We start from the raw sequence: 26,947 nt of genomic DNA, 5'->3' as shown, positions 1-26,947 counted from the left end.
GGCCAGCACGTTCTGGCTCGTCGTAAATCCGATTTTAGGTCGGGGTTGTTCGGCTGGCTGCTCTGATTAAGTTCAACTTACTCCCAACCGCCCCCCAGTGCCCTATACAGGTCCATGAGGGATAAAAACTGAGCCTGTTTGGTATTGATCAGCGCCAGCTCGGCTTCGAGTACGGTGCGCTGGGCGGTTATGACTTCGAGGTAAGAGGCATAGCCGCCCGCAAACAGGTCGTTGGAGACGCTGACCGCCTGCCGGAGCACCCCAACCTCCTGCGCCTGCAACGCTGCCACGTTCCGGTAGTTTTCTACTCCCTTCAGGTTGGTGGTCACCTCGCTGAATCCGGTGAGGATGGTTTGCCGGTAGCGGTAAAAGGCTTCGCGGCTCAGCGCCACCGACTGCCCGTAGTTGGCCCGGATAAACCGCCGGTTGAGTACCGGACCCGATAACCCGCCCAAGAGACCGGCGGCTATGGAGGCCGGGTCCAGCAGGGTAGCGGCCCGAAACGAATTCAGACCCACATAGGCCGACAGGTTCAGACTGGGCAGGAACTGCGCGCGTGCTACGTCGATATCTACGTTAGCCGCCTGTAGGTCGAGTTCGGCCTGCTGAATGTCGGGTCGACGGAGCAGCATCTGGGCCGGAATTCCGGTTTCTACCTGACCTGGCAGGTCATGCTGCATCAGGGAGGCCCCCCGGGTAATAGGTTGCGGGTAGCGCCCCAGCAGGCGGTTCAGCTGGTTTTCGGTCTCGATTATCCGTTGCTGTACCTGCCCCTGCCGACCCTGGGTGTTGAGAAGCTGGGCCGTGAACTGCTGTACGGCCAGCTCCGTAACGCGTCCTGCCTGTTTCTGAATGCGAACCAGATTGACGGCGTTCTGCTGGAAGTCAATGTTTTTCTGAATAATTTCCCGTTCGCCATCCAGCGCCAGCAGGGTATAATAGTACCGGGCAATTTCAGCGACCAGCGACGTAACTACCGCATGGCGTCCCTTTTCCGAGGCCAGCAGCCGTAGGTAAGCCGCCTTGCGCTGGTTGCGGAGTTTACCCCAGATGTCTACCTCCCAGGTACTACGGGCACCCACAAAAAAGTCGGGGGTAGGGTTTGGGATGATCAAATTGCCCTGGATGTTATCCGATAAGTTCGTATCGAAATTACCTACGCCATTGAGCGTATTGCGTCCGAATCGGTCGACCCCCGCCGACGCTACGGCATTGACCTGAGGGGCCAGGAAACCCCGGCTGTAGGCATACGACGCCCGTGCCTGTTCGATGCGCTGGGTCGCAATCCGAAGATCGAGGTTACCCGCCAGTGCCGTGTCGATAAGCTGCACCAGTTTTGGATCGCCAAAGAAGCTGCGCCAGTTTTTGGACGCGATGCCCAGCGAGTCTGAACTGCCGTCGAAAGAAACGGGTACGGGCCGGGCCGTTGGCCGCAGAAGGGGACGAGGCATCTGGCAGCTGCTCAGCAGCAGCAGGGCGATGGAAACATACCCGGCGGGTCGGCGTACTTTATGAAACGATAGCGGTACCATTGACGTGAGTTTGGGTGGATACTGGATTCTGGCCGGGTTTGGACGGCTCCGGATGATGCGCCTGCGGTTCGTCGTCAGGCCGTTTTTTCGACCCGAAGCGCTCACCGAGTTTGGCGAAGATGACATACAGGCCCGGCACCAGGAGCAGGCCGAAGACGGTGCCGGTAAACATCCCGCCCGCAGCGGCTGTCCCGATAGACCGGTTTCCCATGGCCCCCGCCCCCGATGCGATACAGAGTGGAATCAGGCCCGCTATGAACGCAAAAGAGGTCATCAGGATCGGGCGCAGGCGGGAAACCGCGCCTTCCAGCGCAGCCTCTATAATGGGTAACCCTTCTTTCTGGCGCTGGTTGGCAAACTCAACGATCAGGATAGCGTTCTTGCCCAGCAGCCCGATGAGCATCACCAGGGCTACCTGCGCGTAAATGTTGTTTTGCAGGCCCAGCAACTGAAGAAACATAAACGACCCGAACACCCCCGTGGGCAGCGACAACAGCACGGGCAGCGGCAGAAAAATGCTTTCGTACTGAGCTACCAGCAACAGGTAAACGAAGAGCAGACAAATGGCGAAAATATACAGCGCCTGGTTACCCGACAGCACCTCCTCCCGCGACATCCCCGACCACTCGTAGCTATACCCTTTGGGCAGTTCGGTGGCTGCTACCTCCTGAACAGCCCGGATGGCATCACCACTGCTGTAACCCGGATTAGCATCCCCGTTGATCATGGCCGAGGTGTACATGTTGTAGCGGGTAAGCTGTTCGGGTCCATAGACCCGTTCGAGCCGGACGAAGTTGGAGTAGGGCACCATCTCGCCCTGATCGTTTTTGACGCGCATGTTCAGCACATCTTCGGGTTTGGCCCGGTAGTGGGGAGCCGCCTGCACCATCACCTTATACATCTGCCCGAAGCGGATGAAGTTCGACGCATAATAGCTGCCCATCAACGTCTGTAGGGTACTCATGGCATTATCGGTCGAGACGCCCTTCTGGGCTGCTTTGTCATGATCGACGTGCAGCAGATACTGCGGGAAACTCGGGTCGAAACTGGTGAAGGCGTTGCTGATCTCGGGGCGCTTCTTCAGGGCTGCGATAAAGCCCTGAGCGGCCTTCGCCGTTTTGTTCAGGTCGCCACTGCGGCCCTGGTCCAGCAGCCGGATTTCGAACCCGCTGGCGTTACCAAAGCCCGGTACGGTCGGGGGCGGGAAAAACTGGATACTGGCATCGGTAATGTGTTTCGTTTTTTCCTCCAGGATCGTGATCAGTTCCTGCATCGTTACGTCGCGGTCGTCCCAGTGTTTTAGGTTGATCATACCCATGCCGTAGGATGCGCCGGCCCCGTCGGTCAGCAGGCTGAAACCGGCCAGCGTCGACACGTTCTCGACCGATTTTTGTTTCGACGCTACCGCTTCGATGGCGTCCAGCACTTTTTCGGTGCGGCTAACGGTAGCCCCTACCGGTGTGGTTACGTTTACGTAGATCATGCCCTGATCTTCGGTCGGGATAAAGCCGCCGGGCAGAATGGTGCTGATGCCCCAGGTGCCCAGGATAAACAGCAGCAACAGACCCCAGGTGATGGCGCCCCGACTCACGATCCGGCGCAGCAGGGCCTCATACTTGCCCGCCAGCGATTCGTAGCCCCGGTTGAAACCGGCAAAGAAACGGCCCATAATCCCTGTTTGCTCTCCGTGAGCCGGGCGCAGCAGGATAGCACACAGGGCCGGGGTAAGCGTCAGGGCGTTTACCCCCGAGATGACAATGGAAATGGCCAGCGTCAGCGAAAACTGCCGGTAGAAAATGCCCACCGGCCCCGACATGAAGGCTACCGGTACGAACACCGCCGACATCACCAGCGTAATAGCGACGATAGCCCCGGAAATATCGCCCATGGCCGCAAAGGTGGCAGCCCGGGGCGATAGCTGCGTTTCTTCCATCTTGGCGTGGACGGCCTCCACAACCACGATCGCGTTGTCGACCACGATACCGATAGCCAGCACCAGGGCGAACAGGGTGAGCAGGTTGATCGAGAAGCCGATCATGTTCATGAAGGCGAACGTACCCACCAGCGCTACCGGTACGGCCAGCGCACAGATGAGGGTAGAGCGCCAGTCCTGCAAAAACAGAAACACGATGATGAACACCAGAATGAACGCTTCGATCAGGGTTCGGACCACCTCGTGGATAGACGCGTCCAGGAAGCGCGACACATCGTAGGCATAATTGTAGGTCATACCCGGCGGAAACGAGCTGACTTTTAGCTCGGCCATCCGTTTTTTTACGTTGGCAATGACCTCACTGGCGTTGGAGCCGGGTCGCTGCTTGAGCATGATCGCGGCCGAGGGTCGACCATCCGTCTTGGACAGCACGCCATAGTCGACCGAGCCGAACTCAACTTCCGCTACGTCTTTGAGTCGAAGCAGGGAGCCATCCGGATTTGCGCGGAGCACGATGTTTTCGTACTGTTTGGGTTCGAAGAACTTACCCGTATAACGCAGCACGTACTGTAGCATCTGCGGGTCACGGTCGGCGCTTTCGCCAGCTTTCCCGGGAGCGGCCTCTACGTTCTGTTTGCGAATGGCCCCGATTATCTCATCGGCCGACACCTCATAAACGGTCATACGATCGGGTTTGAGCCACACCCGCATGGAGTAATCGCGGTTACCCATAATGGCCGCAAAGCCGACGCCATCGATCCGCTTAAGCTCGGCCAGCAAGTTGATATCCGCGAAATTGTAGATGAACTTCTCGTCGACCGTTGGGTCGTCGCTGATGATGTTGAGGTACAGCAACATACTGTTCACTTCTTTTTCTGTCACTACCCCGGCCTTGATTACCTCTTCGGGGAGTTCGTCCAGCACGGTCGTTACGCGGTTCTGGACGTTGACGGCGGCCAGATCGGGGTCGGTACCTACCTTGAAAAAGATGGTTATCAGCGTTGTTCCGTCGTTACCCGAAATAGACGTCATATACGTCATGTCGGGCACGCCGTTGATGGCGCGTTCGAGGGGAGTCGCCACGGCTTTTACCGACACGTCGGCACTGGCTCCGGTGTACCGGGTCGTCACGGTTACCGAAGGCGGTACAATATCGGGAAACTGGGTAACGGGCAGGCTCGTCAGGGCCAGTACCCCCAGCAGCACGATCAGGACGGAAATAACCGTCGACAGCAGGGGCCTTTTAATGAAGGTGTTGAACATAAGCGTAGCGACGCCGGGTGACGTCTCGTTAACGGCTGTTTATCGGTTCGATAAATTCAGTAGGGTACGGATGCTGGTGGTGACCGTTTACGTGGTCTCTAGTTACTGAGCCGAGGCATAGAGTGTCTTCAAGGCACTGGCAGGCAGGGGTTTCGGTACGATGGTCATCCCGTCTTTCAGACTTTGAATGCCTTCGTAAACAATGCGGTCGCCGGGAGCCAGCCCCGACTTGACGATGTAGAACTGATCGACCCGGCTGCTGGGTACAAAACTTCGGGTTCTGACTTTATTGCCGGCATCGACGACATACACGAAGTTTTTGTCCTGTACTTCGAATACGGCTTTCTGAGGTACCAGCACGGCATCGTCCACATCGGTCGTCAGGCGAACCTTTCCCGTAGCCCCATGCCGGAGCAGCCGGTCGGGGTTGGGGAAACTTGCCCGGAAGGCAATTGTACCGGAGTTGCCTTCAAATACTGTTTCTGTGGTTTCGATCCTGCCTTTATGCGGATAGGCGGAGTCGTCGGCCAGCAACAGATCGACATCCTGGACGGTCAATTTCTGGGGGTTCTTCCGTTTCTTGATGAAGGCCAGGTATTCTTTTTCCGACACATTAAAATAAGCGTAGATCTCACTCAGGTCGGAGATGGTCGTCAGCAACGCCCCTGCTTCGATCAGGCTTCCCTGCTTGAAAGGGATCCGGTTGATAACACCGTCGAAGGGCGCGCGAATGCTGGTCAGCGATACCAGCAACCGGGCATGGGCCAGCGCTGCTCTGGCCTGGTCGATGGCTGCCCGGGCTGTTTCTCCTTTCGATCGGGCAAGTTTAAGTTCAGACGGGGATATGACGTTTTTATCGACAAGCAACTTTACCCGGCTCATTTCCACCTCGGTCGATTGTGCCTGCGCCGTGGCACTTTCCAGACTGGCCTGTGCTTCCGCAACTTTGACCTGATACTCTGCCGGATTGAGCTGAAACAGTAGCTGCCCTTTTTTAACGGACTTGCCTTCATCGACCAGGATTCTATCCAGGTAGCCGGCGGCCCGGGCGCGCACTTCTACGTTTTGTACGGCTTCCAGATTACTGGCATAGTCGCGGTCCAGGGTCGCATCCTGTTTCGTTAGCTGGATGATGGGCACGGCCGGGCTTGCCTCTTCCTGCTTGGTCTCGCTTTGGGCAGTACAACCCGCCAGCAGTATACTTGCGAGTAAAACGTTTACGCTTATATAGGAATCCATACGAGTTGGTCTGAAAACAGGTAAGTGTTTGCGACACCGAATGGACAAATAGCCCACCCAGCTACATCGGCAAGTAGGCCTTGACAAGTAAGGATAAGCTTAGAATACTATTAGAATTTGATTAGAATAGCTCCTGTAGGCAATGTTCGTATTTAAATAGTGCAACTTTATGTCGCTATTAGCTAAAAGAGAAGCGCTGTGTCAACAAAGACTTTCATATACCTCTACCGGCTTTTAAAAGGAATGTGAGGCCGAAAAGGCAAAATAAAAACCGCTACCGACGTCTGATCGTCGGTAGCGGTCTGTTTATCATCAACAGCCAGTACTTGGTTTAATACCATCCGGCCGATGGCAGCCGTCGTTATTGATCGGCCACCGGGGCGAGTCCAAATGAGTTACTTTGGGCAACTGAACACCGTTATAAACGAGAGCGATTCGCCAGAGTCAGCATTAATTGCCGGTATTTCTGGACGGGCTGAGCGCTTGTGAAAGCCCTGCTTTCTGATCGGTTTGCAGGGCCTCCAGGGCAGCTGCCAGGTATACGAGCGGAGCGTTCCAGTTGATGGCAATTTCGTTGGATGCATACGAACAGTCGGCGTCGAGGTAGACTTCGTCAGCGATTGTCGTCGTGTAACCGGCACATTTATCCTGTCGCGCAGCATTGGCATTGGTACCGCCCGACAGCAGACCCGGTACGGGCGCATCGATGCCATCGGCAACGGACGGACGATGGTGGGGATGCATCGGCGTTTTGTCGCCAAAACCCGTTACGAACGAGTAGCCAACGGCGTTGCGCCCCAGCAGGTAATCCAGGTTGCCAAGTGCATACTGGAGGTAACGACGGCGGTTGGGCGAATCCGTAAACCGGTAGGCTTGCAGGAGCGCAATACCCTGATTGGCGGCCTCAGAACTGCTGCCCCAGATAAAATCCTTTGCCGATTTTCCCATTACGGTTTGAAACGCCTGCCGGTCGGCCCCGTCGATGAGTGAGTCGGCCAGCGTCGTCAGGTGTTTCTTGACAACGGGCAGGTCTTTTTTGCCGAGAGCGGTCAGGGTATTGCCCGACCGGGCCAGGGTGTAGTAGGCCAGCGTCCGTACCTGCGGCCAGGATGGGAGCGGGGTCCTGTTATCCGGGAAAAGGTTGACCGCCGTATAATAGGCATCGTCTTTCGTGGTGACGTACAATTCGGCCGCAGCCCAGATCCATTCATCGTCGGCGCTCCGGTCTTCATAACCACCCGTCGACACATCGGGATCGAATTTGGTATTCATCTCCCGCTGGTTATACACTACGGTCGGGTTGGCTTTGGCCCAGCCCCAGGCTTTTACGGCGGCTGTCAGGCAGGAGTCGGCCAGGCCGGGGAGGGCGTTATTGTACGGTTTCAGCACACGGCTGGCCTGCGCCATGACGGCGGCAAAATCGAGCGTGGCCGTAATGCCTTTGGCCACCACATAACGGTCTTTGGTGGCTTTGTCGGGCATCACCATGCCGTCGAAGCTGGCGTTGGTCAGCTTGTGGTAAACGCCCCCGTCGGCGGGGTCCTGCATGGTCAGCATCCAGCGCAGGTTCCAGAGGGCTTCATCCAGCACGTCCGGCACGTTGTTGCTGCTTTCGGGAATGTTCGTGTTGAGCTTCTTCACATAGTCCGGAAAGTCTTCGCACAGCGAGAGCAGGGTGCCCATCGTGATACCGGAGTTGACGATATACTTGTTGTAATCGCCCGCGTCGTACCAGCCTTTGGGCGACGAAATGACCGTTCCCGCCGGGCGACCCGCTGAAGCAGCCGAGGGATGAACCAGCACCCGCGTGTCGGGGTGACCGGCCGGACGTGACCACTGCCCGGCAAATTTGGCCGGCAGCTCGATGGCGGTGCGCTGGTAATAAAAGCCTTTGATGGCACCGATGGCCAGCGCCCGGTGAACGTCGGCGCGAATCTCGAACGGATAGGAGCGGCCCAGGCCGGGTATGACGACAACGTACGTGCCGGGTTTGGTAAAGGCCGAAAAATCGGCCGCATGGGTCGTTTTTCCTGAGATAGCGTTTTTGCGGGCTTCGCTCAATGTGCCGCTAAAGACCACCTTTTTCGTCTCCGGTGTCATCACCTGAAACGGGCCGGTTGCCTCACCGACGACGACGGCAACTTTGGCGGCATTGGGATAGAAGCCCAGCTGATTGAGCCGGATAGTTTCTGAAAGAGGTAGCTCCTGCGCCAGTGCGCTGCCGGAAACTAAGGTGGCAACCAGCGCGGCTGATCGGAGGAGGTTGCTGGGAAAGCGTTGAGGTTTCATGAGTTAAACGAAAGGTAGTAGAGAAAAGGGCCAGTCCAGGATACGGCAGACACCTCGCCGGGCTGGCGTGCCAGCAGCCACAAATTTTAGATAGGTGGTTACTATCGCTGCGTTTATTTCACCACTTTCATGGTACCCTGCATGACGTAGAAGTGGCCGGGTACCGAACACTCGTACAGGTAGTCGCCAGGTTTGTCGGGCGCGGTGAAGAAGATGGATTCGTTGGTGTTGGGCTGTAGCAGATTGGTGTGGTGTAACACCTTGTCGGTTTGCGGAATGTAGTTTCGCTCCTGACCTTCCAGCCCTAGTTTCATCGCCAGTTCGCCCACCTGTATAGCCGAGCCGGGCATCACCACTACGAAGTTGTGAAGCATGTCGTCTTCGTTGTTGAAAACCACCCGCACCTTGCTGCCCGCCTTTACCTGAAACTGCTCGGGTGCAAACTTGAGGCCCGGCTTCGTACCCATGTTGATGGTATAATCCGGCTCGCCCCAGGACGCAGGCATCTCGGTAATGCGTTTGGCTACAGCCGCGGTTGCCGGTTTAGCCGCCGTACCAGGTTTCGCTACTGTGCCTTTTTTCGTACCTGCTTTGGTGTTTACCGGCGGTGTGTTGGCCGCAGAGGCCATCATCTCGTGGTCGTGTTTCGGGGCGGGTGCGATACTGGCTACGTTCAGCTTGTCGCCATCGGGAATGTTGTTCAGCGTATAGTAACCTACGTTGTGCAGCAGGGTGCGGCCTTTTGTCGACCGTATGCCCGGTGTGCTAATCTCGTGGATATATCCCAGTCGCAGACTATCGACCACCAGGCGGGCTTTGAGTCCGTCTTTCGATACGACGATGCCCCGGATAGGGCAGCCACCCCGGTTGATAACCGGACTGCCGTAGGTAGCATGGTACTTGTAGTTGAAACCCGTCACCTTGTACGAAGCGGGGTCGGCGGCTGTTTCAGCATCGACGGGCTCCGTGAATTCGATCTCGAACCCATCCGGCATGGCGTGAATCGTCTTCATCTCGAACGGCATCTTACCCGTCCAGACCACCCGCTGCAAACTGAACTGCTCTTTACCGGTCGACGACCAGCCCCGGCTCGTCATCCCCACAAACATCGATGCGTCGTGGCCCCATACCATCCGAAGTACGCCCGATGAGAATCCCTCCCGGAAGGGGAAAACAACCCCCTGGTATTCGCCTTTCACTTTCTCGAAATCGACCCGCGACAGGATACTCTGCCCCTGATCGCCAATGAATAACTGGTTCTCGAAAGGGCCGAACTTCCCTTTTGTGTTATCGGTCAGCAGGCCGGATGTAGAGATACCCAGAATGCCGTGGGGCAACCAGACGGCGGGGGCTTTCAAGGCCGTGAACTTCTTGGATACATCGTACAAAGGCTCGCCGGTGTTGGGCACCTCCTGCGGTTTGATTTTGAGGGGCGAGCCCGGTAAATCGGTCCAGCGCAGGCTTTCGGCATTGCCCAGGAAATCGCCTTTTTCTACCTGCGAGATGCGTCCCGACCCGACCCAGTCACCCTGGTTCTCGGTGTAGAAGAAGTCACCGGCTGCGTTCATGCCATAGCCAGCGGGCGAGCGCATGCCAGCCGCGAAGGGGGTCATCTTGCCATCGGGCGTGATTTCCAGCGTCCAGCCGCGCCAGGGCACCAGACTGACGCCGTGGCCCAGGCTGTTACTCCAGCCCACGTTCAGCGTGACGAGCATGTTGCCGTTGGGCAGGAAGGTAGGGCCATAGGAGTACTCGTGGTAATTGCCCGACAGGGGCCACGAATAGATTTTGTCGTAGGAGTCGGCGCGACCATCGCCGTCGGCATCGTGCAGGCGGGTGAGTTCGCTGCGCTGGGTCACGTAAATATCACCGTCCTTGTAGGCCAGTCCCAGTGGTTCGTGCAGGCCGTAGGCGAAGCGTTTGTAGGTAGGACGCGCCGAGCCGCTGATGTAGGGGTTGGAAACGATCCAGACCTCACCCCGGCGGGTACAAACGGCCAGGTTACCATCGGGTAGGGTGACCATGCCGCCCACTTCCAGAATGATATCCTCCGGTACGGGCAGTGAAATCAGTTTGTAGAAGTCGTCTTCCTTTTCGGGGTCGACTTCCAGTTTGGCCAGTCCTTTGGGCGCTGGGGCGGGCTGTTTGCTGCTGGAACTGACGGGCAGGCCGGTCTTGGATTGAATCTGTGCCTGAACAGCAAAGGGGCTGACACAGGCAAGGCCAGCCGCAAACAGGGCGGTTTTAGCCAGAATATGGAGGGGATGTTGCTTAACTTTCATGAGCAGGTACTGTCAGGGAAATGAGCGTTTACCAGATAAGTGAGTACGTGACCGTGCCACCGTTGTTCGCCGATTTTACCGGGAGCAGCAGCTCCCTGGTCTTTTGCGCCGTTGTTCGGATAACCGGTTTCTGTTTTCCCGGAAGCTCAACAAAATATTGCTTGTCGTTCACGGCATACAGGCCGTTGGGTAGTTCGGTGATGTCGCTGCCTTCGGCTATGCGGCACCAGATCTCACCCGGAGTACCCTGGGCGGTTACCGTAAATGAGTGGGATAGCTTATGACCATCCTCTCCGGCGGCAAACGACTCCCGGACCTGCGCCCCACCCAGCGTGTACTTGAAAACGGGACGGCCGTTTTTGTCGATGTCGTAGCCCAGGTTCGTATAGGTAGCGTTGGAATCGGGCCAGACCGTGTTCTGATCGGCCAGTACGCTCAGCGATGGCTTGCCCGATAGCTCGATCACACTGCCCAGGGGAACGGATAGCTGGGTTTCGCCCCGTCCGTACCACATGGGTGTCGTTTCGAGGAAGTCGCCCCGCCATATTTGCAGAAATTCGCCTTTGTTCAGATCGATGCTGTAGTTCACCTGACCCGGCTCGCCAACCGAAATGGTGTGGGTATGCTTCCGGCCGTGGTGGTTAACAAAGCCGCGCTGCATGACCGGCTCATTGCTGGCCAGGACCGATATCTCGCCCACGGGGTCTTCGGCCCGTATGATCTGGTTCAGGGGGGTGTACTGAACCCCCGGCCCTTCAACGGCCAGCAGGATGTCGTTGCTGCGGGCGTACCACAAACCAAAGTTTTTGTAGTAGGCCAGCACCACCGGATGGTCGCCTGCTTCCAGCGATACCATGGCCGAGGTTGTGCCCCCATTTTTGCCGCTGATGCTCATAACGGGCTTGCTGTCGATCTGTAACTCACCGGCTCCGTTCGGGTTAGCCGGGTTGGTTTCGGCGGGAATCCAGTTCAGGTTGAGGTTGAGCAGATACTGCCCGGTACGGGGAATGTGCAGCGTGCCAGTGATCTTGCCACCGAACTTATCCCGGCTGCCGGGTGCCGAATGGGCCAGCACATCGATATCCAGTTCACGTTTGGCGGTTAGCGAATTTAAGTCGCTGACCGAACTGAACTTGCCCTCATACGCGCTCAGCTTCATCTTCGTCAGCGTTACCGGCTCAATGCCGTACGACTTGTAGCGGATGTTGCGGATAGCTACGGCACCATGATCGCCCTGGATCATGAGCGGGCCAGTCGGTTTTTCGTCCTGAAAAGCCGCCGACCGGGTGGGGCCGAGCACTTCAATATTTTCCTGAACGGTCACGCCGTTGAGCACTACCTTGAGGAAGCGGGCATTGCTGGTTTTTTCGCCCGCTGCGTTAAACCGGGGTGCCCGGAAAACGACGCTCAGGTGCTGCCAAAGACCCGGTGCTTTGCCCACGTTTTGGGTGGGCGGGTGTCCTTCGTACCCTTTCCGGCCCTCGGGACGGCTTTCGTCCCAGCGTTCGTAGATCGCCCCGCAGTCGCTCGATTTCGGCACCTTAGCACCCCAGCTGTCGAACAACTGCACTTCGTAGCGTCCTTGCAGGAAAATGCCGGAGTTCGATTCTTTTTCCATCATGAAGTCGAGATCCAGTGCCAGATCACCGTGCTCCATGCTGGTGAAGAGGTGACCGTTGCTTTTCCCGGACGGGTCATTGACCAGAACACCCGTGCCGGACTTCGTACTGCCTTTCCCGGCCTTGTTCAGGTCGTAGAAAGCATCGCCCACAATTTTCCAGTTGCTGCCGGTGGATTTGAAGTCAGCCAGATTCTGTAGGGTAATGGGTACGGAGGGTAATTCATTGGGTTGCGCCGATACACCAAGGGCGTAGAGCAGCAGGCACAGAAGAGAACAACAAAAGGTACGTTGCATAATTAATGGGAAACAGATAGTAGGCACGGGTGAAGTCAGTAAACAGGCTGAATGCTCCCGTTTTCTGCGGGAGCATTCAGCCTGTTTACTGGTTTGAAAAGGTCAGTGATCGCCAAAATAGAACGAAGCAACGTATCGGAATAGTCGATATAGGGTTCCGCAGATCAAAAATACATGAATCTATTTACACTACTTGGCTTTGTTGGAAACTACCCGGATGTTATCGACTGCCATCGACACTTCGCCCATGCCGTCGGTGTCGGCAATGAGCCGCATCAGGATCGCGTTCGAGCCGGTATCGCCCAGCAGGGCAGTTAGCGAAGGGGCCGATTCGCCCAGGCCGTTGTTGGTTTTGAACTCGGTGAGCGGGATGGTTACCGTCTGCCAGCCGGGGGTGGTGAAATCGATCGACGCTGTGCCTATTTTCCAGGGTGTGTAATTGTATACGTAACTGGTAGGCATAGGTGTCCGGCTGGGCATAACTTGCAGAGTGCCGGTTTTCCAGGGCGCTTTCACGAAGATCTCGAACTTCAGGGCATAATCGCTTACCGGGTTTTTCAGGTTGGCCGGGGCTACCCAAACGCTGGGGTTGGTGTTTAGCGACCGGCCCTCGGTCCACCACTCGCCGTTGCCGCCCACAATGCCTTTCACCGAGAAGTAGCCGTAATTGCCGCGCGTACCCGGAAACAGTTTCGCGTCGTTCTGCATCTTGATCGACCAGGACTGGAACGTATTCTGATCGTCGAAGTTGCAGAGCACACCGGCTCCGCTGCTGTAATTGATGGGAGCGGGGGTGTTCACGGTCCCGAAAGTAGCCACCATCGATAGCGGGCCGCTCTGCGTCAGGTTTTTGGGGACCGCCACCGTAAGCAGGGTGCCTTCTTTATTGACGGTAAACTGGGTTGAATCAACGGCCAGATTGCCGGGGAAAACGACCTTGCTGACCCCGAAGAAGTTAGCGCCCGCGATGGTGATGGTCTCCCCCGGATTGGCGTTCTCATTGGAAATGCTGGTAATAGCCGGTGGTGCCTGAACGATGGTGAAGTCGAAGGTTGTTTCGCCACGCGTCGTCACGATGCGGAGTTTGTTCGACACCGAGGGGGCGGTCACGGCGGTTGGGGTGCTGGCCGGAATCGATACGATCAGGTTTTCATCCGTGTTATAGACCGGATTAAAGGCCGCCGGGAAATCGTTGAAAAAGACGTTAAGGGTTTTGTCCAGATGCTGACCCTGAATAACGATCAGCGTACCCGGCAGCGCGCTGGTGAAGGTGCTGTCTTTGCTGGCCGGGTTCAACAGCCGGACCTGTGTAACAATGGGCGGGGCGCCTACGTCTTCTTTCTGACAGCCGGACAGCCAGAACAGACCGGCCATCAGGGTTACTAAAGAGGCAAAACGACAGGCGTTTGCGAAACTAAAAAAAGCTTTCATTGGATATGCCAGGATTGGAGATCGGATGGATGTTGGCTGTGGGCGGTAGGGCAGTGGAGGTGTCGGGTTCGGGAGCGCCAGCCCGGTCAAACCCGACACCTTTACTACCTACTACGTCATCAATAGTTGCTGAAATCAAAAGGCACCGGTGCTTTGCGCAGGTTGGGCGCTTTGGTCAGTTCTACATCCGGGTAGGGGAGGAAGAACCGCGCATCGTCAACCGGATAGGTGGTTACCGTGGCCGGAAAGACAATATTCCACTGTTTCACTTTGCTGTTAGCCACTGGCGTGATGGTATAGGTACTCTTGTTCATACCGCTCAGCATCGTCTTCGCCTTGGCCGGGTTGAAGTAATACAGCCGCACGAACTCATACCACTGCGTGCCTTCCATGGCCAGTTCGATCCGCTTCTCTTTGAAGATATCATCGAACGTAATCCGCTCTTTCGGGGCCAGCCCGGCCCGTTTCCGGACGGCGTTGAAGTAGGTCAGGGCATCGGCGTTACTGGTCGATGCGGCATTGCCCATAATGGCTTCGGCATAAATCAGGTACACTTCGGCCAGCCGGAGCATGTAGCTGTTGATCTCCGTGTGCATGAAACTCACTTTGCCGTCGTTGTCTGAAGGAAGCCCGACAACGTATTTCTTTACATTGGCCCGCGTCGTGTTCGTAAGCGGCACCACCAGTTCCTGAGTAAGCTGCTTGCCCGGATTTGCCGGGTCGGGCACCAGCTGGTGGATGTATCGGTACTGGTCGCCGGGGAACATAAACGTCGCTTTCCGGCGGATCGAGTCGGCGGGTTCGTACGCTTTCAGCATATCGGCGGTGGCACCGTGGTCAATGCCCCACCCATCGCTGAAGCCCGTAATGCTCGAATTAAAAGCCAGGTAGGCCTGCATCGTGTTCTGCGTTCCCCACTGCGGCCCGTTCCACACCCACTGGAGCGCAAACAGACTTTCGGGGTTGTTGTTGTTCTGGGTCTTGAACAGGTCTTCGTAGTTGGGCATCAGACTGGCCCCGCTGTTCCTGATAACATCACCAGCGTAGTAGCGGGCGCTGTCCAGATCGGTCTGTGACCGGTTGCCTTCCGTTTTGCCCAGACCCGAACGGGCCAGAAACATCCGGGAGAGCATCCCCTCGGCCGACCATTTCGTCAGCCGGCCTTTCTGGACGGGTGTGGCGGGCAGCGTCTTGGCCGCATAGCGAAGGTCACGAATCACAAACTCCCATACGCTCTCAACCGTGTTACGGGTCTGGGTCGTGTCGGTCAGCAGTTTGGTGTTGTCCGTTATGATCGGTACCGCGCCGTAGTTCCGGACGAGGTAGGCGTAGGCCAGTCCCCGCATGAACCGCGCTTCGCCCAGCCCGTGCTGCTTGATGTTCTCCGGCACACCCGCGTCGGCATAGGTGTTGATGTTGCGGATGATGGTGTTACACTGGCCGATGATGTTGTAGAACGACTGCCAGGTAAGGGCCACTTCGGGCTCGCTCGCCGAGGTGTTGAACCGCACGTGTGAGGTCCAGCTACTGCCCGAAAACAGCGTTCCCCCCCGCGCATCGCCCAGGGCGAACGAGGCTTTATCGTTATAATCGAACCACACGATGTTGTACAGCGGGGCCGTCCCCATCAGCACCTGATCGGCGTTTTTGTAATAGGTGGCATCCACGAGCGTATCGAGCGGAAGCCGGTCCAGAAACTCTTTGTTGCAGCCGGTCATCATCAGGACGAAAGCGATGAAGGCGAAGTATTTTAAACGTATGTTCGTTGTCATGAGTTGCTCTTGGTTATAGGTCGATACCAACACTTAGCGTATACATGCGGGTAAGCGGATAGCGGCCGTAGTCGACGCCAATCACCGACGAGCCGGGGTTGGATCCGCTTCCTACGAAGGCACCCACTTCCGGGTCGTATCCTTTGTATTTGGTAAGGGTAAAGGCATTTTGGACGCCGGCCGTAACGCGCAGGCCCTGCACCACTTTTTGCCGGCTCACCAGCGATTTAGGGACCGAGTAGCTAAGCTGGATGTTCTTGATGCGGGTGTAGGAACCATCTTCTACGTAATCCTGGGTAGCCCGGTTGGCATTGCCGTTGCCATCGGCACCCGTGATCCGGGGTCGCTGGGCGTTGGTGTTGATCAGGGTTGGATTCACAGCGTCATTGGTCAGACGGGCATAGTCGATAGCACCGGCCAGCAGGCCCCGGCCAACGTTGGTACGGCCGGGATTCTCGTTGCGGAACCTGACGAAGTTATAGATGTCATTACCGTAGGAGCCGGTAAGCAGCACCGTCAGGTCGAAGTTCTGGTACGACAGGTTGTTGGTAAAGCCCAGGGTCATTTTCGGCCAGGGGTTGCCAATGAACGTCTGGTCGCGGGCGTCGATGATCTTGTCGCCGTTCAGGTCTTTGTATTTGATATCGCCTACCCAGGTGCTGTTGACGCCAACAGTGTTGCCCGCCGGAATGGCCGAGTTGTTGATCTCTTCAACGGTCTGGAAGATTCCCTCCCGCTGATACCCGAAGAACTGGAAGGCGGGCTGGCCGACTACCGAACGGGCCAGGAAGTTCTCCATGAACCAGTACGGCCGGTCGAGCGTCGCCGTTTCGGCGTAGAGCTTGCTCAGCTTGTTGCGGAAACCCGACACGTTGATGTTGCTGCTCCACTTGAAGCCGCCCCGGTCTACGTTGACGGTGTTGAGGGTCAGGCCGTAGCCCCGGTTTTCCAGCGCCCCGATGTTCACCAGCGGTGGCCCGATAGAGCCTGAACCAGTTGTGCCCATATAGGTTGGCAGGGGAATGTTCATGATCAGGTTGTCGGTCTTTTTCAGGTAGAAATCACCTTCCAGCTGAATCCGGTTGCTGAACATGTTGAGGTTGAAACCCAGGTTATAGGTCATGGTGCTTTCCCACTGGTAGTCGGGGTTGGCGTAGTTGCGGGCCAGGTAGCCGGTGCCCCAGGGGGTAGCCACGGGCTGAAGCGCCGAGAAATAACCGGGGTTGCCCTGGTTACCTGTCAGGCCGGTTTCGAAACGGATCTTGAACTCGTTGATCTGCGGAATCTGCTTCATGAACGGCTCTTCCGATACCCGCCACGCGGCTGATACCGACGGGAAGTAACCCCAGCGCTTGTTCGGGGCGAAGCTCGGCGACCCATCGGCGCGGAAAGCCGCCTGCACGATATACCGGTCGTTATACGTGTAATTGATCCGGCTCAGGTAGGACTCCATGCCCCACGAGCCTTTGCTACTGCTGTTGGTCGCCGTCTTGGGATCGCCCAGCGACAGTTCCGGAATGTTATTCGTCACAAAACCCTGTACCCCCGCCGATAAATTTTCGTAGGTGCTTTCCTGCGCTTCATGGCTGATCAGGCCACCAATGCTGTGGCGGCCAATCTTCGTATCGTACTGGAGTAACTGGTTGAGGTTCCAGTAGTAGTTGTTGCCGCTGCCTTTGCTGGCCGAGGCCGTGTTGTTAATGATGGTGCCCAGCTGGTAAGTCGGCGTAAACGTGTTGTTGGTACTGAACTGGGCGTTGCCATTGAACGAGTTCCGGAAAATCAGCCCCTTCATCAATGTGATGTCTGCGTTGATACCACCCAGCACATTCACCCGGTTGACCCGGTTGTCGATCAAGTTGGCGATGGCGATGGGGTTGTTAACGGCAAACTGCGGGTTGGTTGGTCCGCCCCATGACCCATCGGGATTTTTCAGCGGAATATTAGGCGACTGCTCGATGGCTAGGTTGATCAGGTCGTTGTTGGTCTGCGTAACGCGGTCCTCGGTTTTGCTTAGGTTCAGGTTCGTTCCGATCTTCAGCCAGCTGCGGGTCTGGTTGTCCACGTTCAGACGCATCGAGTACCGGTTGAACGCAGACCCAACCGCTACGCCCTGCTGGTTGAAGTATTCACCCGAGAGGTAGTAGGTCGTTTTTTCGGTTCCGCCACTCAGGCTCAACTGATGCTTGATGAGGGGTGCCTGCCGGAATAGCTCGCGCTGCCAGTTGGTGCCTTCGCCCAGCAGCGACGGGTCCTGAAATTCCGGGATGGGCGTCTGCCCGTTCAATTGCCGGTATTCGTTGACCAGGCCGGCATAGTCACGCAGATTCAGCGTGGGCAACAGCTTGGGTGTATCCTGTAAGGTGTACAGGAAATTATAGTTGATTTTGGTCTGCCCGGCCTTACCCCGCTTGGTCGTGATCAGCACCACCCCATTGGTAGCGCGTGACCCGTAGATAGCCGTTGCCGAGGGGCCCTGCAATACTTCCATCGACTCGATATCGGTCGGGTTCAGACCCGCCAGGGGGTTGATGGAACTGGAAACGCCATACGAACCTGCGGGTGAGCCTGGACTTCCGGGTGCGCCCGAGATCTGCACACCATCGACGACGTAGAGCGGCTCGTTGGAGCCATTGATGGTGTTGACCCCGCGAATATTGACCGAGATGCCGCCACCGGGCTGGCCCGTGTTCTGGGTAACATATACGTTGGCCGACCGGCCCTGCAAGGCCTGTTCCAGCGTTGTGTTAACGGTTTTCTGAATGTCGGCGGAGCTGATCGTCGTCTGCGCGCTCGAAAGATCGGCCCGCTTGATCTGACCGTAGCCAACGACCACAACTTCGTTCAGGTTATTGACATCTTCGAGGAGCCGGACACTCAGTTTCGTCTTGCCACCTATGGGGACTTCCTGCTTGACGTATCCGATATACGAAAAGATAAGCGTACCTGCGCGGGGCGCATCAATAGCGAAGTTGCCGCTGGCATCGGTCGTGGTGCCGGTGGCCGTGCCCTTTACCAGAATACTGACGCCGGGGATACCCTGTACATCCTGTTGCGAGGATACATTACCCGTAACCCGGATCCGGGACGTGGGCGTCTGGGCGAAGCTGGCGAGGCTGGCGAGGCTGAACAATACCAGCGGGAGAAAAAGAAGGAGTTTACATTGGTTACGGAAAAATCCGTGGTAAGGATCTTGTCCGTAGCTGGACCTGTAGAAAAGCGACATACTTAGTAGCAGTTTAATGAGGCTAGTGATAAGGATTTATACGCAGAGGCTGTTTACGCGGGGTTGAGCAGGTCGATCCACATCATTGTATAAAACCTATTTTTTTTGTATCAAAACTAATAGGCCCCGTCGTTTTGGGACGGGGCCTATTGTTAGGAAAAAGGGGCTGTTTTGTTAAGTGGCTGCTGAATTTGTTTCAGAAAGGGGGCTCAAATGTTAACAAGCCCGGTTCTTCTATAAGAAATAGTCAATTAAGCCACCAAAAATTGACGTTTTGGCACTCATTCCGTGGGCTGCTGCTGGTTCCCTACGGCATACTGAGAAGGAATAACACCAAACTCCTGTTTGAAGTACTTAGTGAAGTTCTTGGGATTGTTGAACCCAACCTGATACGCGATCTCGGCGACGCTCAACTGACTTTTGCCCAGCAGCTGAGCGGCCCGGCGCAGGCGGATGGTGCGAATAAATTCGATGAGCGATCGTTCGGTCAGGGCCAGTAGTTCCTTGTACAGATGGACCCGGCTCATGCCCAGTTCCCGGCTCAGTTCCTCTACCGAAAAGTCGGGGTTGGCTATGTTCTTCTCTACGAGACTCAGCGCTTTCTGAACCAGTTTCTCATCCAGCGATGTCACCGCTACCTCGCCTGGCGTTAGGTTCGGACCCGGCTGAAGGGCTTTTAACAGGAGATTCTGCTGAGCGATCAGGTTTCGGATGCGGGCGAGCAAAAGCTGGACGTTGAACGGTTTAGTGATGTAGTCGCTGGCACCGGTCTCGAAGCCCTCCAGCCGCTGCTCTTCGGCCGAGCGGGCGGTCAGCAACAGCACCGGTATGTGGGCCGTTCGCCGGTCGTCCTTGATCCGGCGGCAGAGGGCGATACCGTCCATTTCGGGCATCATCACATCGCTCACAACCAGATCCGGCAAGTGGGCCTGTGTCAGCTGCCAGCCTTCTTTTCCGTTGGCCGCTTCCAGAATCGTGTACTCTCGATTGAGATTATCTTTCAGGTAGAACCGGAAATCTTCGTTGTCCTCCACGACCAGTAACACCGGTTTTTTACCCCCTCTTTTTCCGGTTTGATTTCCGGGCATAACGGATGGCAACGCAACTTCGGCTGTCAGAACGGCTTCCCGAACCGGTTGATATAGCGCTGCCAGCTCCGTTTCTGTCCGCATCGGCAACCGAACCGTGAAGGTGCTGCCCCCGTCGGGCACGCTCTCTACCGACAGCGTGCCGCCATGCAGCTGAACGAACTCGCGGGTGATGGATAACCCGATACCACTCCCTTGGTTGATGAGAGAACCGGGCAGATCGCTTTGAAAGAAGCGCTCGAAGATCTTTTCCTGCTGGGCGGGCGCAATGCCAATACCCGTATCGATGACCTGAATGGTCAGCCAGCGCTCGGTCTCCGTGTCGGACGGCGGTTGACATGTCGGGTCCGGCACCTGGACTGTAATCGCCACCTGACCATGCTCGGGGGTGAACTTGAAGGCATTGGACAGGAGGTTGAACAGAATCCGTTCCAGCTTATCCTGGTCGAACACGGTTTCCAGCTCGGTTACGTTCGCGTCGAAGGTGAAATGAATATGCTTTTTCTCCGACAGGTCGGAAAAGGAGTAGAAGATCTCCCGGCAAAAGTCGACGATGTCGTGCCGTGTGGGGTGAAGCCGCAGGCCCTGCACCTCCATTTTGCGAAAATCAAGCAACTGGTTCACCAGGTTGAGCAGTCGTTTCGCGTTGCGGTAAATGAGCAGGAACTGTCGTTGCTGGCCGGGATCGTCTTCTTTTTTGATAAGCTGTTCCAGCGGGCTGATAACCAGCGTCAACGGCGTACGGAACTCATGGCTGACGTTGGTAAAAAACCGGATCTTCATCTCGTCCAGTTCGTGCATCTGCTGCGCATGCCGACGGTCCTGCTCCATACGGAAGTTGAGCCGCGCCCGTTCGAGCAGAATCCAGCGGGCGAGCAGCAGAATCCCGATGATGAGCAGGCCATACAGGACATAAGCCAGCGGGCTTTTCCAGAAGGGGGGTAAAATATGGATCGTCAGCTGACTGCCGTCCTGGTTCCAGCCCCGGTCGTTGTCGGCCACCCGTACCCGGAACACGTAGTCGCCGGGGTTCAGATTGGTGAACGTGGCTTTCCGAACCCGGCTGTCGGCGGTTAGCCAGTCGTCGTTGAACCCTTCCAGTTTGTACTGGTAGCGGCTTTTTTCGGGGTGAACGAAATTCAGGGCGGCAAACTCGATGGAGAAAACGTTCTGCTGGTGGGTTAACGTAATGCCGGGGGTTTTGGTGATGGACTGGTTCAGTGCCACCGACCCGTCGACCTCCTGACCGGGACGAACGGAGTGGTTAAAGATTTGTAGGTCAGTCAGGACGACCGTTGGCCGGGGCGCATCGGCCCGGAAGGTTTCGGGTCGGAAAATCGTGAAGCCACTGGCCCCGCCGAAGACCAGCTCACCCCGGCTGGTTTTGTAGGCTGCGTTATCGTTGAACGCCCGTCCCGGCAGACCGTCCGATTCATCATAATTCTTAGAGGTAAACGTATCCTGACCTGCCTTATTTTTTCGGATGATCAACTGCGACAGGCCGCTGGGTGTACCCAGCCACAAGGTATGGCTGGCATCTTCCACCAGCGTCAGGATGGTATTATCGGGCAGGCCATCTTCCTGCCGAAGCGCGCGAAACGTCCCCGTCGCCTGGTCGAACCGGTTGAGCCCTTCGTTGGTGCCGACCCAGATCGTACCGCGGCTGTCTTCCAGCAGGGTATTTATGTTGTTGTTGCTGAGGCCGTTGGGGTCCTGATTGTAGTTGACATACTGCCGGAAACGCCCCGACTGACCGTCGAGAACATCAATACCGTAAGCGGTGCCAATCCAGAGGTTACCCGCCTGGTCTTCCAGGATAGAGGAAATGTAATCGGAATGGATCGATTTGCCATCGGTCGTCCGGTAATGATAGAACCGGTTTTGCCGCCGGTCGAACCGGTCGAGCCCGCTTTCGAGGGTGCCAATCCAGAGATTTTGCTGCCGGTCTTCATAGATCTCCCAGATATTGTTGCTGGCGATACTGGCCGGATTGGCCTCATCATGTTTATAAGCCGTCACCTTGTCGCCCCGGATGGCATAGAGTCCACCCATGTAGGTGCCCACCCACAGTGTCTGCTCATGGTCGATCAGCATACTCACGATCACGCTGTTGGGACCGGCCGCCCGGGCAAACGCGGCCGATGGGATAAACCGATTGCTGGCCCGGTCGAAATAGCTCAGGCCCCCGCCGTTGCTGCCGATCCAGAGGTTTCCTTTTTTATCCTCCGCAAAGCGGTTCACATCGTCGTCGTTCAGGCTGGCCGGGTCCGAGGCCCGGTGGCGATAGAGCGAAAAGCGCAGGTTGTTTTTGTGGTAATAGCTAATGCCCTGCTTGAACGTGCCTACCCAGATGATACCATCGGCATCCCGATAGAAATCGTAGATGCTATTTTGCCCCACGCTGCTGTCGTCGGCGGGATTATGGCGCAGGTAACGGATGGTCCCTGTTTTCTTATCGAGCAGGTTGATGCCACCGTGGTCGGTACCAATCCAGATCAGGCCCTGTTCGTCCTGCGTGATGTCCCGAACGAGATTGTTGTTGAGCGATGCTGCTCCCACATTCCGCTGAATATGAGTTAGTTTGCCCGTGTGGGTGTCGATGAAATAAACGCCTTTGCCCTCGTTGCCTGTATGGACCCACAAGTCGTTATCGGCATCGATGAAGAGCTGATAGTCGTATAATTGATTGTTGTTTTTCTGCTGGAGGGCCTGGCTACGGTCGATAACCCGGTGGGTTCGGGCATCCAGTTTCTCCAGCAAACCGGACCGATGCAGGAGCCAGACTGCGCCCCGGCTGTCTTCCTGAAGGGCTGTCAGATTGTCGTCGGCAGGCGATTGTCGATCGGTTGGGCGGTGGCGAACGGCTTCGGTTTGCCGGGTTGCCGTTCGGTAGTAATACGCACCGGCCGATGTCAGCAGCCAGTAATTACCCTGTCTGTCCTTATGGATGTTGTTGAGCGTCGTGTTGGGCAGGCCCAGTGCCCGTAGCAGGGGAAGAGTGTTCTGGTCGAAGCGTTCGGTCGATGGGTCGTAAACCGCATCGCCGGTTCGGGTTTTGACCCACATACGCCCCAGCGGATCTTCGAACATTCGATTTACGTAATTGCCGGGGATAGACGTCGAATCACGGAACGCATGTCTGAACACCCGAAAGGAATACCCATCGTAGCGGTTCAGTCCCGACATGGTACCGACCCACAGAAATCCCTGCCTGTCTTTCATCAGGCAGTTTACCTGATTATTCGACAGTCCGCGTGAGGTTGTCAACCGGCTAAAGGCATAGGGGGGTGTTTGCGCGCAGGCCCCGGATGTCAGGCCCCAGAGCAGCCATAGACCCAGGCTTAGTGTATACGGTACAGATCGCATGGTTACCCCTTCTTGTCCTGCCAGATAGGGCGAATGTTGAATTGAATTGGTCAGGGAAGTTACTCGCTGCGTATCGTACGAATACGCCCGTTTATCAAAGCATTAAATATATAGGTTATATGTGTATGATTAGCATTTTTTCAATTGATGCCTGAACCAGCCGACGCCAGACCGCCCGTCGGCCTGTTTAAACCGCGGGACTCGTTGACTAGAGCGTGGTTCAGACAGGCTGGCGGGCGGCTTTCGACGGCGTATACCCCGGTAGGAAAGTGTTGCCTGCTTACAGATGGACCAGGTATTCGGTGAGCTTTTTCCACTGCATTTCCTGGAAGAAAGCCCAACCTCCGGCTGCTATCAGGGTATTTATAATGCCCCGGTCGCCCGCCGTCTTCTCGTCGTTATTGACCCGTTCATTACGACCCAGCTCCGATGCGATGAGCCGGTTGGCCTGGCGCTCGACGCGGAAGGTACTGCTGGCCTCCGGTCCGAAAAAGTGCTCTACGGGCGCGTTTTCGTCGGTTTGTTCAGCCTGCGGATTTTTGCAGGGAACTACCGTAAACTCTGCCAGCGTATCGGTAACCCGGAGAGCTGATACCTGCACCCAGTTCGCCGGTAAGTGGCCGGGGAGTGGTAACTCGATGCGGATATAGTCGCCAACGATGAGCGTATCGCTGTGTTTAGGTTTCCCCTGCGGGTCATGTAGCTCGAAGGTAGCCGTAGGTTCGGGCATGGTCGACCAGTCGTTGACGGCAAACAGCTTTGCCTTCGACCGCAGGAAAGCCTGAGCAGCCGTCCGGTCGTTGGAATAGGTATGGTCGCTTTGGTACGTGAGGTCCTTGGTCTGGTTTCCGGCCAGGGTGTCTACCTCCTGACCAATTTTATCGATTACTTTACGTAGGTTCATAACGTTTATCGGCTAGTCTGTGGGTTCAGGTCAACAGGCGGCTGAGTACAGCAAAATCAGTTATCCGGCCATTGGCCTGGGTTGTTACCTACAAGAGTAGGTAATGCGATAAATCCTCGTTTTGGTAGCTTTTGTTCTCTAATCATTAGGGAACGGCTGATTATTTCTTAATACGTCCCAGATAACAATACCTACTGGCGACAGGTTACTTCTGAAAAGGAACACCATCATGGCCCGCAGGGACACACACGTAGAGTACATCGTCAAGGAATCGGTTTATAAGGTGGCTTTAGCCAATTTGCCCGCTGGAACAGCAGCCAATCAGACCATCGAATTAGGACCTATAACGGTTCGGGAATACCGGCAGAATACCAGCCAGACGATCAACGCCGGCAAATGGGTCCTCTGGGGCATCTCGTCTGAAACATTCGTGTGCGAGTGGCGCGACGGAGCCTGGGAGCCGCCCGCCAATCTGGTCGTAATCAGCGATTGAGTCCTGAGAAGCCCCGGTAACTAAAAGTAAGAATGGGTAGGGGTGCGCTTTGGTAACTAGCTGCCAAACCCCCTTTTTCATGCATAAGTCAATTTTTTTGCTTTTGTTTTTACTGGTCTCGCTCACCACCTTCGCCCAGCAACGCTTCGCTGACATAGGTGATCTGCTGCTCGAAAACGGCCAGACGATCCGTAATTGCCGGATCGGCTACCGGACCTATGGGACGCTCAACCGAAGTCGCTCCAACGCTATTCTGGTACCGACGTGGTTTGGCGGTACATCGCAGCAAAAAGCGTTTGTAGCCAGTCCCGGTGGTGTGGCAGATAGTACCCGGTTCTACGCTATTGTCGTCGATGCTATCGGAAACGGCGTGTCGTCGTCACCCTCCAGCAGCACCGCTCAGCCAGGGGCGCAGTTCCCGACGTTTACGATTCGGGATATGGTCCGGTCACAGTATGGACTGGTCACGAAAACGCTGAAGCTGAGCCATCTCTACGCCGTTACGGGCATTTCGATGGGCGGAATGCAATCCTTCGAATGGATGGTTTCCTATCCGGACTTTGTCGACAAAATCGTCCCCATCGTAGGGACGCCGAAACAGAGCAGCTACGACCGGCTCTTCTGGGGAACGCAGCTGGCTATTCTGGAGCGGGGTAACTTCTCCGCCGAAGCTATGCAAATCGTGTCGGCCCTGCATCAACTGAACCTCTCGACACCCGGCTACTTTTTCGGGCATATGAACGCGGAAGAGGAACCGGAGTTCGTCCGGAAAACAGAGATCAACTCCGCCGAAACCAACCCCTACAACTGGGCGTCGCAGCTGCGGGCTATGATTGGCCAGGACATTTACCGGGGCCGGACAGTGGCCGAACTCAAATCGGCCATACGGGCGAAGCTCCTGGTGATCGTAGCCACGCAGGACCACATGGTAACCCCCGGTCCGGCGAGCGAACTGGCCCGTGCCTTACAGGTGCCGCTGGTCCAGCTGACCGGCGAGTGCGGGCACCTGGCTACGTCCTGCGAAGAAGCTACCGTTCGCCGGGAAGTGACGGCCTTTTTTAAGCCCTGATCAGGTACCATTCACTCAGACTTGCCAACCTTCCGCTCGAACACCTGTTGTTTGAACAGGCATCCGGTCTTTTGGACGGGTGTCTGTAACCCAACAACCTGATCGATTATGAGCGCTTCCCTCTCAACAAAAGCAGTATTATGGGGCCTGGCCGGCGTAGGGGCCTGGGCCGTAGCTAAAGCCTTTCTCAATCAAAAACGGAAAATCGATTTTGGGCATAAAACGGTTCTCATCACCGGTGGTTCGCGGGGGCTGGGGCTGGAACTGGCGCGCCAGCTGGCGGGCGAAGGTGCCAATGTAGCGATCTGCGCCCGCGACGAAGCCGAACTGGCCCGGGCCGAATCGCAGCTACAGCAATATGGTGTCGATATATTCGCTCAGGTCTGCGACATCACCGACAAGGTGCAGGTAGAGGTTTTCGTGGAGGCAGTCCGGCAGGCAATCGGTCCGGTCGACGTGCTCATCAACAACGCCGGGACCATCATCGTAACGCCGTATGAGCATGCTACCGAAGATGATTTCCGGGATGCGATGGATGTTAATTTCTGGGCGGCTTTTCACATGATCAACGCCGTACTGCCGCAAATGCTGCTGCGAAAATCGGGCCGTATCGTCAATATTGCCTCATTTGGTGGTAAAGTCGCCGTACCGCACCTGATGCCGTACTCAACCAGTAAGTTTGCGCTCGTTGGGTACTCGGAAGGACTTCGGGCCGAGTTGCTGAAAAACGATATCTACGTCACGACCATCTGCCCCGGCCTGATTCGGACGGGTAGCCCGCGCAACGCGATTTTCAAGGGACAGAACGAAAAGGAGTATGCCTGGTTCAAGATCGGAGATTCGCTGCCGCTGTTCACGATCGCAGCCGATGACTGTGCCCGCGAGGTCATCGATGCCTGTCGGTACGGTGAAGCCGAACGGATCATTACATTGCCTGCTAAGATCGGGGCGGCTCTGGAAGGGGTAGCGCCAAATTTCCTGAGTGAGCTGATGGCGGTAGTCAACGAAACCCTGCCCGCACCCGGCGGTATCGGTGAGCAGCGGGCTTTAGGCAAGGATAGCGAAACGGCCCTTACCGGGTCGGTACTGACAACACTAACAGACGAAGCTGCCAAACATAATAACGAGATACCCCGTTAGACCGA

General features: G+C 56.4%; 14 protein-coding genes. 3 read left to right on the top strand and 11 right to left on the bottom strand.

Annotation, left to right across the window (positions count from 1 at the left end; translation table 11 throughout):
- Nucleotides 1–77: 77 nt before the first annotated feature.
- The 11 genes from FH603_RS11125 to FH603_RS11075 form a co-directional block, all read right to left on the bottom strand.
- The gene (locus FH603_RS11125) at nucleotides 78–1,532 is read right to left on the bottom strand and encodes a TolC family protein (protein WP_186737565.1); all 1,455 of its coding nucleotides are present in this window, start codon (nucleotides 1,530–1,532) and stop codon (nucleotides 78–80) included.
- A complete protein-coding gene (locus tag FH603_RS11120) occupies nucleotides 1,510–4,728 on the bottom strand; it encodes an efflux RND transporter permease subunit (RefSeq protein WP_186737564.1) in 3,219 nt (1,072 codons plus the stop codon). Before FH603_RS11120 ends, FH603_RS11125 begins: the two co-directional genes overlap by 23 nt.
- 102 nt (nucleotides 4,729–4,830) lie before the next feature.
- Nucleotides 4,831–5,967, bottom strand: coding sequence for an efflux RND transporter periplasmic adaptor subunit (locus tag FH603_RS11115; protein ID WP_186737563.1), 1,137 nt, complete (start codon nucleotides 5,965–5,967; stop codon nucleotides 4,831–4,833).
- A 450-nt stretch (nucleotides 5,968–6,417) separates the two neighbouring features.
- Entirely contained in the window at nucleotides 6,418–8,256 is a 1,839-nt protein-coding gene (locus tag FH603_RS11110) for a glycoside hydrolase family 9 protein (RefSeq protein WP_186737562.1), read from the bottom strand.
- A 113-nt stretch (nucleotides 8,257–8,369) separates the two neighbouring features.
- Nucleotides 8,370–10,538, bottom strand: coding sequence for a plastocyanin/azurin family copper-binding protein (locus FH603_RS11105; RefSeq protein ID WP_186737561.1), 2,169 nt, complete (start codon nucleotides 10,536–10,538; stop codon nucleotides 8,370–8,372).
- Between the two features lie 28 nt (nucleotides 10,539–10,566).
- Nucleotides 10,567–12,453 carry a 3-keto-disaccharide hydrolase gene (locus FH603_RS11100; protein WP_186737560.1) on the bottom strand — a complete coding sequence of 629 codons (1,887 nt, stop codon included), beginning with the start codon at nucleotides 12,451–12,453 and terminating at the stop codon, nucleotides 10,567–10,569.
- A 189-nt stretch (nucleotides 12,454–12,642) separates the two neighbouring features.
- Nucleotides 12,643–13,884, bottom strand: coding sequence for a glycan-binding surface protein (locus FH603_RS11095; protein WP_186737559.1), 1,242 nt, complete (start codon nucleotides 13,882–13,884; stop codon nucleotides 12,643–12,645).
- A 119-nt stretch (nucleotides 13,885–14,003) separates the two neighbouring features.
- Nucleotides 14,004–15,656, bottom strand: a complete 1,653-nt coding sequence (locus FH603_RS11090) for a RagB/SusD family nutrient uptake outer membrane protein (protein WP_186737558.1) — start codon at nucleotides 15,654–15,656, stop codon at nucleotides 14,004–14,006.
- A 13-nt stretch (nucleotides 15,657–15,669) separates the two neighbouring features.
- Nucleotides 15,670–18,882: a SusC/RagA family TonB-linked outer membrane protein gene (locus FH603_RS11085; protein ID WP_186737557.1), complete on the bottom strand. Its 3,213-nt coding sequence runs from the start codon at nucleotides 18,880–18,882 to the stop codon at nucleotides 15,670–15,672.
- A gap of 281 nt (nucleotides 18,883–19,163) precedes the next feature.
- Nucleotides 19,164–23,336: a hybrid sensor histidine kinase/response regulator transcription factor gene (locus FH603_RS11080; RefSeq protein WP_186737556.1), complete on the bottom strand. Its 4,173-nt coding sequence runs from the start codon at nucleotides 23,334–23,336 to the stop codon at nucleotides 19,164–19,166.
- Between the two features lie 280 nt (nucleotides 23,337–23,616).
- A complete protein-coding gene (locus FH603_RS11075; RefSeq protein WP_186737555.1) occupies nucleotides 23,617–24,240 on the bottom strand; it encodes a hypothetical protein in 624 nt (207 codons plus the stop codon).
- Between the two features lie 229 nt (nucleotides 24,241–24,469).
- Here FH603_RS11075 and FH603_RS11070 point away from each other — a divergent pair, with 229 nt between their 5' ends.
- The 3 genes from FH603_RS11070 (at nucleotide 24,470) to FH603_RS11060 (ending at nucleotide 26,942) form a co-directional block, all read left to right on the top strand.
- A complete protein-coding gene (locus tag FH603_RS11070) occupies nucleotides 24,470–24,733 on the top strand; it encodes a hypothetical protein (protein ID WP_186737554.1) in 264 nt (87 codons plus the stop codon).
- Between the two features lie 79 nt (nucleotides 24,734–24,812).
- Complete coding sequence (locus FH603_RS11065; protein WP_186737553.1) at nucleotides 24,813–25,802, top strand: alpha/beta fold hydrolase; 990 nt, start codon at nucleotides 24,813–24,815, stop codon at nucleotides 25,800–25,802.
- Between the two features lie 108 nt (nucleotides 25,803–25,910).
- Nucleotides 25,911–26,942 carry an SDR family NAD(P)-dependent oxidoreductase gene (locus FH603_RS11060; protein ID WP_186737552.1) on the top strand — a complete coding sequence of 344 codons (1,032 nt, stop codon included), beginning with the start codon at nucleotides 25,911–25,913 and terminating at the stop codon, nucleotides 26,940–26,942.
- The last annotated feature ends 5 nt before the right edge of the window (nucleotides 26,943–26,947 follow it).

The sequence above is a fragment of the Spirosoma utsteinense genome, assembly GCF_014282275.1.
GTDB lineage: Bacteria > Bacteroidota > Bacteroidia > Cytophagales > Spirosomataceae > Spirosoma > Spirosoma utsteinense.
Note: the sequence above shows the minus strand (reverse complement) of the source record. Positions and strands in the feature narration are given on the sequence as shown.

What these genes read in the sequence shown, in the direction of transcription:
- FH603_RS11125 (WP_186737565.1), bottom strand. Translation starts at nt 1,532, where the DNA reads ATGGTACCGCTATCGTTTCATAAAGTACGCCGACCCGCCGGGTATGTT.
- FH603_RS11120 (WP_186737564.1), bottom strand. Translation starts at nt 4,728, where the DNA reads ATGTTCAACACCTTCATTAAAAGGCCCCTGCTGTCGACGGTTATTTCC.
- FH603_RS11115 (WP_186737563.1), bottom strand. Translation starts at nt 5,967, where the DNA reads ATGGATTCCTATATAAGCGTAAACGTTTTACTCGCAAGTATACTGCTG.
- FH603_RS11110 (WP_186737562.1), bottom strand. Translation starts at nt 8,256, where the DNA reads ATGAAACCTCAACGCTTTCCCAGCAACCTCCTCCGATCAGCCGCGCTG.
- FH603_RS11105 (WP_186737561.1), bottom strand. Translation starts at nt 10,538, where the DNA reads ATGAAAGTTAAGCAACATCCCCTCCATATTCTGGCTAAAACCGCCCTG.
- FH603_RS11100 (WP_186737560.1), bottom strand. Translation starts at nt 12,453, where the DNA reads ATGCAACGTACCTTTTGTTGTTCTCTTCTGTGCCTGCTGCTCTACGCC.
- FH603_RS11095 (WP_186737559.1), bottom strand. Translation starts at nt 13,884, where the DNA reads ATGAAAGCTTTTTTTAGTTTCGCAAACGCCTGTCGTTTTGCCTCTTTA.
- FH603_RS11090 (WP_186737558.1), bottom strand. Translation starts at nt 15,656, where the DNA reads ATGACAACGAACATACGTTTAAAATACTTCGCCTTCATCGCTTTCGTC.
- FH603_RS11085 (WP_186737557.1), bottom strand. Translation starts at nt 18,882, where the DNA reads ATGTCGCTTTTCTACAGGTCCAGCTACGGACAAGATCCTTACCACGGA.
- FH603_RS11080 (WP_186737556.1), bottom strand. Translation starts at nt 23,336, where the DNA reads ATGCGATCTGTACCGTATACACTAAGCCTGGGTCTATGGCTGCTCTGG.
- FH603_RS11075 (WP_186737555.1), bottom strand. Translation starts at nt 24,240, where the DNA reads ATGAACCTACGTAAAGTAATCGATAAAATTGGTCAGGAGGTAGACACC.
- FH603_RS11070 (WP_186737554.1), top strand. Translation starts at nt 24,470, where the DNA reads ATGGCCCGCAGGGACACACACGTAGAGTACATCGTCAAGGAATCGGTT.
- FH603_RS11065 (WP_186737553.1), top strand. Translation starts at nt 24,813, where the DNA reads ATGCATAAGTCAATTTTTTTGCTTTTGTTTTTACTGGTCTCGCTCACC.
- FH603_RS11060 (WP_186737552.1), top strand. Translation starts at nt 25,911, where the DNA reads ATGAGCGCTTCCCTCTCAACAAAAGCAGTATTATGGGGCCTGGCCGGC.